At 45.5% G+C, this 12,491-nt stretch carries 11 protein-coding genes; 10 read left to right on the forward strand and 1 reads right to left on the reverse strand.

Annotated elements, in window-relative coordinates:
• Positions 1-8 precede the first annotated feature (8 nt).
• The 9 genes from AC04Q6_RS13335 (at position 9) to thiI (ending at position 10,527) form a co-directional block, all read left to right on the forward strand.
• Positions 9-1,262 carry an ABC transporter substrate-binding protein gene (locus tag AC04Q6_RS13335; protein WP_243003860.1) on the forward strand — a complete coding sequence of 418 codons (1,254 nt, stop codon included), beginning with the start codon at positions 9-11 and terminating at the stop codon, positions 1,260-1,262.
• 175 nt (positions 1,263-1,437) lie between these two features.
• Complete coding sequence (gene hrcA, locus AC04Q6_RS13340) at positions 1,438-2,481, forward strand: heat-inducible transcriptional repressor HrcA (RefSeq protein WP_015527075.1); 1,044 nt, start codon at positions 1,438-1,440, stop codon at positions 2,479-2,481.
• Positions 2,482-2,499: 18 nt separating this feature from the next.
• On the forward strand, positions 2,500-3,135 hold the full coding sequence (grpE, locus tag AC04Q6_RS13345; RefSeq protein ID WP_059085388.1) for a nucleotide exchange factor GrpE: 636 nt from the start codon (positions 2,500-2,502) through the stop codon (positions 3,133-3,135).
• Positions 3,136-3,188: 53 nt separating this feature from the next.
• The gene (gene dnaK, locus AC04Q6_RS13350) at positions 3,189-5,081 is read left to right on the forward strand and encodes a molecular chaperone DnaK (RefSeq protein ID WP_015527076.1); all 1,893 of its coding nucleotides are present in this window, start codon (positions 3,189-3,191) and stop codon (positions 5,079-5,081) included.
• 21 nt (positions 5,082-5,102) lie between these two features.
• Positions 5,103-6,302, forward strand: a complete 1,200-nt coding sequence (gene dnaJ, locus AC04Q6_RS13355; protein WP_021977659.1) for a molecular chaperone DnaJ — start codon at positions 5,103-5,105, stop codon at positions 6,300-6,302.
• A 159-nt stretch (positions 6,303-6,461) separates the two neighbouring features.
• The gene (gene prmA, locus AC04Q6_RS13360) at positions 6,462-7,415 is read left to right on the forward strand and encodes a 50S ribosomal protein L11 methyltransferase (RefSeq protein WP_118062782.1); all 954 of its coding nucleotides are present in this window, start codon (positions 6,462-6,464) and stop codon (positions 7,413-7,415) included.
• Positions 7,416-7,419: 4 nt separating this feature from the next.
• On the forward strand, positions 7,420-8,163 hold the full coding sequence (locus tag AC04Q6_RS13365) for a 16S rRNA (uracil(1498)-N(3))-methyltransferase (protein ID WP_118062783.1): 744 nt from the start codon (positions 7,420-7,422) through the stop codon (positions 8,161-8,163).
• A gap of 3 nt (positions 8,164-8,166) precedes the next feature.
• The gene (locus AC04Q6_RS13370) at positions 8,167-9,321 is read left to right on the forward strand and encodes a cysteine desulfurase family protein (RefSeq protein WP_119247842.1); all 1,155 of its coding nucleotides are present in this window, start codon (positions 8,167-8,169) and stop codon (positions 9,319-9,321) included.
• A gap of 24 nt (positions 9,322-9,345) precedes the next feature.
• A complete protein-coding gene (thiI, locus tag AC04Q6_RS13375; protein WP_118513087.1) occupies positions 9,346-10,527 on the forward strand; it encodes a tRNA uracil 4-sulfurtransferase ThiI in 1,182 nt (393 codons plus the stop codon).
• Between the two features lie 166 nt (positions 10,528-10,693).
• Here the strand turns inward: thiI and AC04Q6_RS13380 are convergent, their stop codons facing one another.
• On the reverse strand, positions 10,694-10,930 hold the full coding sequence (locus AC04Q6_RS13380) for an HPr family phosphocarrier protein (protein WP_015527084.1): 237 nt from the start codon (positions 10,928-10,930) through the stop codon (positions 10,694-10,696).
• A 133-nt stretch (positions 10,931-11,063) separates the two neighbouring features.
• Between AC04Q6_RS13380 and mtaB the strand changes: the two genes are divergently transcribed.
• A complete protein-coding gene (mtaB, locus tag AC04Q6_RS13385) occupies positions 11,064-12,392 on the forward strand; it encodes a tRNA (N(6)-L-threonylcarbamoyladenosine(37)-C(2))-methylthiotransferase MtaB (RefSeq protein WP_118170430.1) in 1,329 nt (442 codons plus the stop codon).
• Positions 12,393-12,491: the final 99 nt, after the last annotated feature.

The following is a 12,491-nucleotide window of genomic DNA, read 5'->3' on the forward strand; positions in this document are numbered from 1 at the left end:
GGTAGAGATTGAAAAAACAGGTATTTTGCGGGGTATTTGCCCTGGCTCTGGCAGTGACAGGATGTGGAGCCCAGAAGAAGGAGACTGCATCTGATATTGTGCCGGAGAACAGACAGGAACTGACGATCCTTCATATGGATGCAGACACAGAGGGCTTTGATTCTTTTATCAGTCAGGCGGAAAAGGATCTTGGAATAGAGATCCATATCGAAAAATGTCCGTCTAATGCGGACAATCGCCAGGCCAAAATAGCAACTCTTCTGACATCAGGAGATGATTCTGTTGATCTGATCACAGTAAATGATGAGATGATATCCGAATTTAAGCATAAGGGATTTCTTCTTCCGCTGGAAGATACGGTTATGACAGAGGAGACAGCGGCGAATTTTCCACAGGAATACCTGAAAGAAATATGCATGTCAGACGGACATATTTTTTCGGTACCGTTCAGGATGGATATCATGGCATTCTGGGTGAACCAGGAATTGCTGGATCAGGCTGGTCTGGACAGACTCTCCTGTCTCAGTGATCTTGAGATCCTTCAGAAAAAGCTTCAGAATACGGGAAAATATGCATACGGGGATGCATGGGAGATTTCTTACATATATAATAGTATCAGCGAGTATGTCGATTTTTTCGGAGGAGATTATACAGACTGGACGGATCCGAAAACAAGAGAAGCGGCAGAATATATGAAGCGAATGCTGGATACAGGGATGATATCAGAGGAGAATCTGATCGACCAGCATGACCAGCTGAATGAAAAATTTATAAACGGCCAGTATGGATGTATGTTCATGTATACTGGTGCGTTGAGTACCTTTCAGAATGCAGGCGTGTATGGAAAAGATAAGCTCCATATGGCACCATTTCCGGAATTTGACGAGAAGGTGACCAATATCGCAACCTGGCAGTATGTACTGAATAAAAATTCTGATCATAAAGAAGCAGCTCTGAAGTTCCTCCAGTATGTGTCCGGATATGAGGCCAGTAAAAATTACGGACAGCTGACAAAAATGTGTCCGGCAAGACTGGATGTGATCGAGGATAAGAATTTTGATCTGGATGGCATTGAAATGATCCGGCAATATCTGAAAGATTATAAGCTGAAGGCAAGACCACTGTGTGCCGATTCCATAGAAGCTGTTTCGTCCATGGGGACGGAATTTCAGAAATATGTGCTGGGACAGAAAACAGAAGCGGAATTTTTTGCTGGGGCACAGAACTGCATAGACCAGTATTACAAAAAAGCATCGTACTGATGCTTTTTTTGTTTTGAAAAAATAAGAACTTTTTTTCAAAACATATTGACAAATATTTTACATGGTGATATCTTAAAGACTGTAGATGTTAGCACTCCACTAAAATGAGTGCTAACAGATATAAAAAAAGAATCAACATCCGTCAGGAAGAATAAAAAGGAAAGGAGATGGCTTCATGGAAGAGGTGTTGAATGAGCGCAAGCAAAAAATCTTGAAAGCAATCATCAAGACCTATATGGAAACCGGAGAACCGGTTGGCTCCAGGACCATTTCCAAGTATGCGGATCTCAATGTAAGTTCCGCAACGATCCGAAATGAAATGTCAGACCTGACAGATATGGGCTATATCGTCCAGCCTCATACCTCAGCAGGAAGAATTCCTTCTGATAAGGGCTACAGACTTTACGTCAATGAGCTGATGAAGGAGAAGGAAGCAGAGGTTGCAGAGCTGCGAGATCTGATCATTGAGAAGACAGATAAGATGGATAAGGTGCTTAAGAAGGTTGCGAAGGTTCTTGCTTCCAATACCAACTATGCTACCATGGTTTCCGTTCCGCAGTACAGCGGCAACAAGATCAAGTTCATCCAGCTGTCGAGAATGAGCGAGCTTCAGCTTGTGGCAGTGGTTGTCAGTGACAACAACACAGTCCGGAACCAGATCATCAATCTGGATGAGGAAATGGACGACCAGACGATCCTGAAACTGAATCTTCTTCTTAATACCAATCTCAATGGGATCCCGATCCAGGATATCAACCTTGGGATGATCGCCAGACTGAAGGAACAGGCAGGCAGCCACAGCGGTGTGGTGGCAACGGTTCTGGATGCAGTGGCAGCCACCATTCATGTGGAAGAGGAAGATATGGAGATCTATACTTCAGGTGCAACGAACATCTTCAAGTATCCGGAACTTGCCGATAAAGAGAAGGCAACGGAGCTGATCTCCGCATTTGAGGAGAAGCATGAACTTGCCGATCTTGTAAAAGAACAGATGTCAGATGGAGAGAATACAGGAATCCAGGTTTACATCGGTGATGAGATGCCGATCCAGACCATGAAGGACTGCAGCATTGTAACTGCCAGATATGAACTGGGAGACGGAATGTACGGAACCATCGGGATCATCGGTCCCAAACGAATGGATTATGAGAATGTAGTGGACAGTCTGAAGGAACTGAAGAATCATCTGGATGACGTTTTGAAAAAGAAGAAAACTTAGAAAGGCGGTAGAAAAAAAGTGTCGGAGGAAACAAAGAAAACATCCGAAGAGCAGGAAGCGGAGAAGGAAATCCCCGTAACTGACGGAGATCAGGAAGAAGAAAACCTGACACCGGAGGGAGAAGATCTGCCGGAGGAAGAAAACAATACTCCAGGCGAAGAAGCTGCCTCAGAGGATAAAAAAGAAGAAAAATCAAAAACTTCCTTCTTCGGAAAGAAGAAAAAAGATAAATCTGAGCAGAAGGTGGAGGAGCTTACCGATCGCCTGAAGCGTACCATGGCTGAATTTGATAATTTCCGTAAAAGAACGGAAAAAGAAAAATCCAGCATGTACATTATCGGAGCAAAAGAGATCGTTGAAAAGATCCTGCCGGTTGTGGATAACTTCGAAAGAGGTCTTGCACAGGCACAGGAAGGTGATGCTTTTGCAGATGGAATGAAAATGATCTACAAGCAGCTTACCACAACACTGGATGAGCTTGGTGTGAAGCCGATCGAAGCAGTGGGAAAGGAATTCAACCCGGATTTCCACAATGCAGTGATGCATGTGGAGGATGAAGAGGTTGGAGAGAACATCGTGGTGGAAGAATTCCAGAAGGGTTACACCTACAAGGATTTCGTAGTACGCCACAGTATGGTAAAGGTTGCGAACTAACTGACAACAAACTTTATTTTAACAGATACAGACTAAAACAGGAGGAAAAAATCATGGGAAAGATTATTGGTATTGACTTAGGTACAACAAACAGCTGTGTAGCCGTAATGGAAGGTGGACAGCCGACAGTTATCGCAAATACAGAAGGCGCAAGAACAACACCATCCGTTGTAGCATTTACAAAAACAGGAGAGCGTCTGGTAGGTGAGCCTGCAAAACGTCAGGCAGTTACAAATGCAGACAGAACAATCTCCTCTATCAAAAGAGAGATGGGTACCGATTACCGTGTAACCATCGATGACAAGAAATATTCTCCACAGGAGATTTCCGCAATGATCCTTCAGAAACTGAAAAAGGATGCAGAGGCATATCTTGGTGAGAAAGTAACAGAGGCAGTTATCACAGTTCCGGCTTACTTCAACGATGCTCAGCGTCAGGCAACCAAAGATGCAGGTAAGATTGCAGGTCTTGATGTAAAACGTATCATCAACGAGCCTACAGCAGCAGCTCTTGCATATGGCCTTGACAATGAGAAAGAGCAGAAGATCATGGTATACGACCTTGGTGGTGGTACATTTGATGTATCTGTGATCGAGATTGGTGATGGCGTTATCGAGGTTCTTTCCACAGCTGGTAACAACCGTCTTGGTGGAGATGACTTTGATAAGAAAGTTACAGATTACATGCTTTCCGAGTTCAAGAGAACAGAGGGCGTAGACTTAAGCAACGACAAGATGGCTCTTCAGAGACTGAAAGAGGCAGCTGAGAAAGCTAAGAAAGAGCTTTCTTCCGCAACAACAACAAACATCAACCTTCCGTTTATCACAGCTACAGCTGAGGGACCGAAGCATTTCGATATGAACCTTACAAGAGCTAAATTTGATGAGCTGACACATGATCTTGTAGAGATGACTGCTGAGCCGGTTCGCCGTGCACTGTCTGATGCAGGTATCACAGCTTCCGAGCTTGGCCAGGTACTTCTGGTTGGTGGTTCTTCCCGTATCCCGGCAGTACAGGATAAGGTAAGACAGTTAACAGGCAAAGAGCCGAGCAAGAACCTGAATCCGGATGAGTGTGTTGCACTTGGTGCTTCCGTACAGGGTGGTAAACTTGCGGGTGATGCAGGTGCCGGTGATATCCTTCTTCTGGATGTTACTCCGCTGTCTCTGTCCATCGAGACAATGGGTGGTATCGCAACTCGTCTGATTGAGAGAAATACTACAATTCCTACAAAGAAGAGCCAGATCTTCTCCACAGCAGCAGACAACCAGACAGCTGTAGATATCAACGTTGTACAGGGTGAGCGTCAGTTCGCAAAAGACAACAAATCCCTCGGCCAGTTCCGTCTGGATGGAATCCCGCCAGCACGTCGTGGAGTTCCGCAGATTGAGGTAACATTTGATATTGATGCCAACGGTATCGTTAATGTATCCGCTAAAGACCTTGGAACAGGCAAAGAGCAGCACATCACAATCACAGCTGGTTCCAATATGTCTGATTCCGATATTGACAAAGCTGTCAAAGAAGCAGCTGAGTTCGAGGCTCAGGATAAGAAACGTAAAGAAGCTATCGACACAAGAAACAATGCAGACTCCATGGTATTCCAGGTTGAGAATGCATTGAAAGAAGCTGGCGACAAGCTTGACGCAAACGATAAAGCAAGTGTTGAGGCTGACCTCAATGCACTGAAAGATCTTCTTGCACAGACAGCAAATGCTCAGGAGCTTACTGATTCTCAGGTTGCAGACATCAAGGCTGCACAGGAGAAGATGATGGAGAGCGCTCAGAAACTGTTCTCCAAGATGTATGAGCAGACTCAGGGAGCTCAGGGTCAGGCTGGTCCTGGACCGGATATGGGCAACATGGGCGGAAACGCTGGTGCTCAGGGCGGAAATGAAGCAGGATACGGCGATGATGTTGTAGATGCTGATTACAAGGAAGTCTAAGACAAGTAGGAAATAATTACAATGGCTGATAAAAGAGATTATTATGAAGTCTTAGGTGTGGATAAAAACGCCGACGACGCAACATTAAAAAAAGCATATCGTAAGCTGGCCAAGAAATATCACCCGGATGTAAATCCGGGTGATAAAGAGGCTGAGGCGAAGTTCAAAGAGGCGACAGAGGCTTACTCCGTTTTAAGTGATGCCGACAAGAGAAGACAGTATGATCAGTTTGGTCATGCAGCATTCGAAAACGGCGGCGGAGGCGGTGCCGGCGGCTTTGGTGGATTCGACTTCAACGGTGCGGATATGGGAGACATCTTCGGAGATATCTTCGGAGACCTGTTCGGCGGCGGAGGCAGAACCAGACGGGCCAACAATGGACCGATGAAAGGTGCCAACCTTCGTGCACGTGTGAACATTACTTTTGAGGAAGCGGTTTTCGGATGCGAGAAAGAGCTGGAGATTGTTCTCAAAGATGAGTGTACCACATGTCACGGAACCGGAGCGAAACCGGGAACATCACCGGTCACATGTCCGAAATGTAAAGGCCAGGGCCAGATCGTTTACACCCAGCAGTCCATGTTTGGTATGGTACGTAATGTTCAGACCTGTCCGGACTGTAACGGAACCGGTAAGGTGATCAAGGACAAATGCAGTGCCTGCCGTGGAACCGGATATACTTCTTCCAGAAAGAAGATCCAGGTATCTGTACCGGCCGGTATCGACAATGGCCAGTGTATCCGTATCCGTGAAAAAGGTGAGCCGGGAACCAACGGCGGACCGAGAGGAGATCTGCTGGTTGAGGTAAATGTAGCCCGTCATCCGATTTTCCAGAGACAGGATATGAATATCTTTTCAACAGCTCCGATCACATTTGCACAGGCTGCACTTGGCGGTGAGATGCGGATCAATACCGTTGACGGTGAGGTTTCCTATGAGGTGAAGCCGGGAACACAGACGGATACAAGAATCCGCCTGAAAGGAAAAGGTGTTCCGTCATTACGTAACAAGAACGTTCGTGGTGATCACTATGTAACACTGGTAGTCCAGACTCCGACCAACCTTAATGAGGAGGCAAAGAAAGCTCTGGAGGCTTTTGATGCTGCATGCGGCAACCGTCCGGCAGCAGACAGTACAGCCGAGACTTCCGAAAAATCTGAAAAAACAGAAAAGAAGAAAAAAGGTTTCCGTGAGAAAGTCAAGGAAATGTTTGAGGAATAAATAAAATGAAAACAGGAAAGAGGCATAAAAAGCCTCTTTCTTTTTTTTCTGTATTCGTGTATATTAAAAGAAGTGCCCGTTTTCAGGGAAACAGAAAACAGGCAACAGACAGGAAAAGAAATCCGTAAATGTGTATACAGCATAAGGAGATATAGAAATATGAAATGGAACCGTTTTACACTTAAGACAAAAACAGAGGCAGAGGATATTGTGATCTGCACACTTGCCGAGGTGGGAATTGAAGGTGTGGAGATTCAGGATAAACAGCCGCTGACCGATGAGGACAAAGCGCAGATGTTCGTGGATATCATGCCGGAAGGACCGGCAGATGACGGCATCGCATATCTGAATTTCTATCTGGAAGAGGATGCAGATACAGAAGCCATTTTGAAAGATGTAAAAGAAGCACTGGAAGATTTAAGAAGCTTTGTGGATATCGGAGAAGCTACCATCACAGAATCCCAGACAGAGGATAAAGACTGGATCAACAACTGGAAACAGTATTTCCATCAGTTCTATGTGGATGATATCCTGATTGTACCGTCATGGGAAGAAGTGAAGGCAGAGGATAAGGACAAGATGATCCTTCACATTGATCCGGGAACAGCTTTTGGTACAGGAATGCACGAGACTACACAGCTTGTGATCCGTCAGCTGAAGAAATTTGTGAAGCCGGGAATGGAGATTCTGGATGTGGGAACCGGAAGCGGAATCCTGGGGATCGTTGCACTGAAGCTTGGCGCAGGCCATGTGGTTGGTACAGACCTTGATCCATGTGCAGTTCCGGCAGTATCTGAGAATAAGGAAGCCAACCAGATCGAGGAGAACTCTTTTGACATGATGATCGGAAACATCATCGATGACAAAGACGTTCAGGATCAGGTAGGATATGAGAAATATGATATCGTAACTGCAAATATTCTGGCAGATGTTCTGGTACCGCTGACACCGGTGATCGTTGCACAGATGAAAAAAGGCGCGTACTACATCACATCCGGTATCCTGGATGTAAAAGAAGACGTTGTAGTACAGGCTGTAAAAGACGCCGGATTGACTCTGGTAGAAGTGACTCATCAGGGCGAGTGGGTATCTGTGACAGCAAGAAAGGACTGATCTCATGCAGCGATTTTTTGTGGAACCTCATCAGATCGACGGGGAAAGACATGAGATCCACATCACAGGAAGTGATGTGAACCATATCGTGAACGTGCTCCGCATGAAAAAAGGCGAGGAGCTCTGGATCAGCGACAAGGAGAAAGAATATCACTGTGTGATCGAAAATGCCGGGGAGGATGAAGTGCTGCTCCACATCCTCTATGTCCAGGAGCCGGATTATGAGCTGAAAAACCGCATTTATCTTTTTCAGGGCCTGCCGAAAGCGGATAAGATGGAACTGATCATCCAGAAAGCAGTGGAACTTGGGGCATACTCCGTAGTTCCGGTTTCAACCAGACGATGTGTGGTAAAACTGGATAACAGGAAAGCGGAAAAAAAGGTATCCCGCTGGCAGCAGATCGCGGAAAGCGCGGCAAAACAGTCCAAGCGCATGCTTGTTCCGGAAGTCCATTCCGTGATGACATTTAAGGAAGCCCTTGCTTACGCAAAAGAACTGGATGTTCTGCTGATCCCTTACGAACTTGCAAAAGGAATGAAAGAGACAAAGGAACTGATCCAGGCAATCGAACCGGGAAAAAGCATCGGTGTTTTTATCGGCCCGGAGGGTGGATTTGAAGAGCAGGAAGTGGCAGATGCCATGGAAGCCGGTGCGAAACCGATCACCCTGGGACACCGGATCTTACGGACAGAAACTGCGGGACTCGCAGTACTTTCTGTTCTGATGTTTCAACTGGAGGATGAATAAACTATGGAAGCATATTTTGACAATTCCGCGACAACGAGATGCTTCGATGAAGTAAAGGATATTGTCTGCAAAACCATGACAGGAGATTTCGGAAATCCTTCTGCCATGCATAAAAAGGGAATGGAAGCGGAGAATTACGTCCGCAAAAGCGCCCAAACCCTTGCAAAATTATTGAAAGTTAACGAAAAAGAGATTCTTTTTACCTCCGGTGGAACAGAATCAGATAATCTTGCCATTATCGGCGGCGTGGAAGCCAACAAGCGTATGGGAAACCATATCATTACAACGGCAGTGGAGCATGCGGCAGTGGCTCAGCCTTTTGCCTATCTGAAAGACCAGGGTTATGAGGTGACCATCCTTCCTGTGGATCATCAGGGAGTTGTGAAACTGGAAGCGCTGGAAGCAGCTCTGCGCCCGGATACGATCCTGGTGTCTGTGATGTACGTGAATAACGAAGTGGGAGCTGTGATGCCGGTAGAAGAGATAGGAAAGCTCGTCCACGAAAAAAGCCCGAAAGCGCTTTTCCATGTAGATGCCATCCAGGCTTTCGGAAAGTACCGTATCTATCCGAAAAAGCTGGGAATCGATCTTTTATCTGTAAGCAGTCACAAGATCCACGGACCAAAAGGCGTGGGCTTCCTCTACATCAACGAAAAAGTAAGAGTACAGCCACAGATCCTTGGAGGCGGACAGCAGAACGGCATGCGTTCCGGAACAGACAATGTACCGGGAATTGCAGGCCTTGGCGTTGCCGCAGAGATGGTATATACAGATTTTGATAAAAAAATACAGCACCTTTATGACCTGAAAGAACGGATGGCAGAGGGACTTTCAAATCTTGGAGACATCACCATCAACGGAATGCCTTTAAGAGAAGGGGCACCGCACATCATGAGTGTGACTTTCCACGGGGTCCGAAGCGAAGTCCTGCTCCATACACTGGAAGAATTCGGAGTATATATTTCCGCAGGAAGTGCATGCTCCAGTCATAAGAGAAAACCAAGTGCAACACTGACAGCTATGGGACTTTCAAGAGCAGATGTGGAGAGTACCGTCCGCATCAGTTTCTGTGAGGAGAATACTTTCGAAGAAGTAGATTACTGCCTGGAAGCCCTGGGAAAAACCATCCCGATGTTACGCAGGTATGCACGTCGATAGAGAACACACAAGAAAGGAATTTTTATGTTAGTACATGCATTTTTGATCAAATATGCGGAAATCGCCCTGAAGGGAAAAAACCGCTACCGTTTTGAAGATGCTCTCGTACATCAGATGGAGATTGCGCTCTCCAAGATCGAGGGAGATTTTGAAGTAAAAAAAGAGCAGGGAAGAGTCTATGTATTCTGCCCGGAGAATTATGATTACGATGAGGCTGTAGACGCACTGCAGCACGTATTCGGTATCGTAGGTATCTGCCCGGTTATGATCTACGAAGAGCAGGGCTTTGAGAAACTTGCCGAAGACGTAGTAAGCTATATGAAACAGTGGCATCCGGACTTTAACGGAAGCTTCAAGGTTTGGACACGCCGTGCAAAGAAATCCTATCCGATCAGCTCCATGGAAGTTAGCGCAGAGCTTGGCGGACGTATCCTGGATGCGTTCCCGGAGGCAAGTGTAGACGTTCATCATCCGGAATTGGATCTTTCTGTGGAGATCCGTGACAAGATCTATGTATATTCCCAGACCATTCCGGGCGCAGGCGGAATGCCTATCGGAACAAACGGAAAAGCCATGCTGCTTCTTTCTGGCGGAATCGACAGCCCGGTTGCCGGTTACATGATCGCAAAACGTGGCGTTAAGATCGATGCGGTATATTTCCATGCACCGCCTTACACCAGCGAGCGTGCAAAACAGAAGGTAGTGGATCTTGCCCGCCTGGTAGCCAAATACAGCGGACCGATCCGTCTCCATGTAGTTAATTTTACAGATATCCAGCTTTATATTTACGACCAGTGCCCACATGATGAGCTTACCATCATTATGAGAAGATACATGATGCGTATTGCCGAGCATTTTGCAAAAAAAGACCGCTGTCTCGGATTGATCACAGGTGAGAGTATCGGTCAGGTTGCAAGCCAGACATTACAGAGTCTTGCTTCCACAAACGAGGTCTGCACACTTCCGGTATATCGTCCGGTGATCGGTTTTGATAAAGAGGAGATTGTTCGAATTTCCAGAAAGATCGATACTTTTGAGACATCCATTCAGCCGTTTGAGGACTGCTGTACCATCTTTGTTGCAAAACATCCGGTAACCAAGCCGAATCTTAAGGTGATCCGCCGTTCCGAGCAGAAACTTTCTGAGAAGATCGATGAGCTGATGGAGACTGCTCTGAATACCACAGAGATCATTGAAATTCAGTGATTGTTTTTCTGTAAGAAAAAACAATCAGGGAACCCCGCTTTGGAGGTTCCCTGGGATTATCAAACGGTATCAGAAAAAGGGAGATCATTGAGATCAGAAAAATTCTGAAAACATGAAAAAAGAGGAACTGTATCCAATACAGTTCCTCTCAAATATACATCATAGATTAGTCGATTGTATATTTGGAAATAATCTGCATTACGTTATCCAGAGCAGCGCCATCTGCATGGATGTTGAGGTCGATCGGCTTGGAAAGATCCAGGCTGAAGATACCCATGATGGATTTTGCATCGATCACATATCTTCCGGATACTAAATCAAAATCGCAGTCGAATTTGCTGATCTCGTTTACGAATGCTTTCACCTTATCGATGGAATTCAGTGAGATTTTAGCTGTTTTCATTATAATAACCTCCCTTGATAAATTTTTGTTGTTTTACAGCTTTCATCTTACCTGTCAGTACCCAAAAAGTCAAGGTGAAAAGAGATAAAAATTGTTTTAATAATTAGTTAAAGTGTAAAAAAAGTGAGGAAAAATGGGAAATAAAGTTGCATTACACAACCTTGGCTGCAAAGTAAATGCCTATGAGATCGAGGCCATGCAGCAGCTTCTGGAGGAGGCGGGATATGAGATCGTGCCTTTTGAGCCGGGAGCGGATATTTATGTGATCAATACCTGCACAGTAACCAATATTGCAGACAGAAAATCAAGACAGATGCTCCACAAAGCAAAAAAAATGAATCCGGAAGCGATCGTGGTGGCAACGGGCTGTTATGTACAGACCGGTGGCGAGAAACTGGAAAAAGACGAAGCCATTGATCTTGTTCTGGGAAATAACCAGAAGATCAATATTGTGGAGGCACTGGCCGAATATGCGGAAAACAAACCGGGCCATGGTTCCCATGTGATCAAGATCAATCAGACAAAAGAGTATGAGGAACTTTCCATTGATCATACAGCAGAACATGTAAGGGCATACATCAAGGTTCAGGACGGATGTAATCAGTTCTGTACGTACTGTATTATTCCTTATGCTAGAGGCCGTGTCAGAAGCCGTAACATTGAAAGTGTGCTGAAGGAAGTCCATTCCCTTGCAGAAAAAGGGTATAAGGAAGTAGTTCTTACAGGAATTCATTTAAGTTCCTACGGCGTAGATTTTCCGGAGGAGAAAAAAGAGACACTGCTTTCCCTTATCCGTGCCGTACATGAGATCGAAGGAATCCAGCGTATCCGCCTGGGATCTCTGGAACCGGGAATCGTTACGAGAGAATTTGCCGAGGGGATCGCGGCGCTGCCAAAGGTATGCCCACATTTCCATCTTTCCCTGCAGAGCGGCTGTGATGAGACTCTGGAAAGGATGAACCGCAGATACAGAAGCGGGGAGTACAGAGAACGGTGTGAGCTTTTAAGAGAAGTCTATGGAAATCCGGCATTGACTACGGATGTGATCGTAGGTTTTCCACAGGAATCTGAAGAAGAATTCCAGAAGTCTTATGATTTTGTAGATGGTATCCATTTTTATGAGACCCATATCTTCAAATATTCCAGAAGGCAGGGAACGAAGGCGGCTGCCATGGACGGACAGCTGACAGAGGCTGAAAAAGCCCGACGCAGCGAAAAGATGATCGAAATGCATCACCGCCATGCAAGTGATTATGAAAAGTCCATGATCGGAAAAGAACTGGAAGTTCTGATCGAGGAAGAGTATACAAACGATGGCCGGACCTGGTATCTGGGACACAGCCGTGAATATATAAAAACAGCGGTACCGAAATCTGAAAATTATGGTGTAAATGATATCATAAGAGTAAAGGCAGAGAGGTTCCTTGAAGAGCATATCATGACCGGTGAAGTTGTAAAATAAAGCGCTGAATCGTATGTTGACAGTTTGTATTCGCAATCCGCGTTAAATTTAAGATTGTAATTTATGTAAATATATATTAAAATAAAAAAGAATATATTT

The sequence above is a fragment of the Blautia sp. HA9023 genome (genome assembly GCF_056504095.1).

What these genes read in the sequence shown, in the direction of transcription:
- dnaK (WP_015527076.1), top strand. Translation starts at nt 3,189, where the DNA reads ATGGGAAAGATTATTGGTATTGACTTAGGTACAACAAACAGCTGTGTA.
- AC04Q6_RS13380 (WP_015527084.1), bottom strand. Translation starts at nt 10,930, where the DNA reads ATGAAAACAGCTAAAATCTCACTGAATTCCATCGATAAGGTGAAAGCA.
- hrcA (WP_015527075.1), top strand. Translation starts at nt 1,438, where the DNA reads ATGGAAGAGGTGTTGAATGAGCGCAAGCAAAAAATCTTGAAAGCAATC.
- AC04Q6_RS13370 (WP_119247842.1), top strand. Translation starts at nt 8,167, where the DNA reads ATGGAAGCATATTTTGACAATTCCGCGACAACGAGATGCTTCGATGAA.
- prmA (WP_118062782.1), top strand. Translation starts at nt 6,462, where the DNA reads ATGAAATGGAACCGTTTTACACTTAAGACAAAAACAGAGGCAGAGGAT.
- thiI (WP_118513087.1), top strand. Translation starts at nt 9,346, where the DNA reads ATGTTAGTACATGCATTTTTGATCAAATATGCGGAAATCGCCCTGAAG.
- dnaJ (WP_021977659.1), top strand. Translation starts at nt 5,103, where the DNA reads ATGGCTGATAAAAGAGATTATTATGAAGTCTTAGGTGTGGATAAAAAC.
- AC04Q6_RS13365 (WP_118062783.1), top strand. Translation starts at nt 7,420, where the DNA reads ATGCAGCGATTTTTTGTGGAACCTCATCAGATCGACGGGGAAAGACAT.
- mtaB (WP_118170430.1), top strand. Translation starts at nt 11,064, where the DNA reads ATGGGAAATAAAGTTGCATTACACAACCTTGGCTGCAAAGTAAATGCC.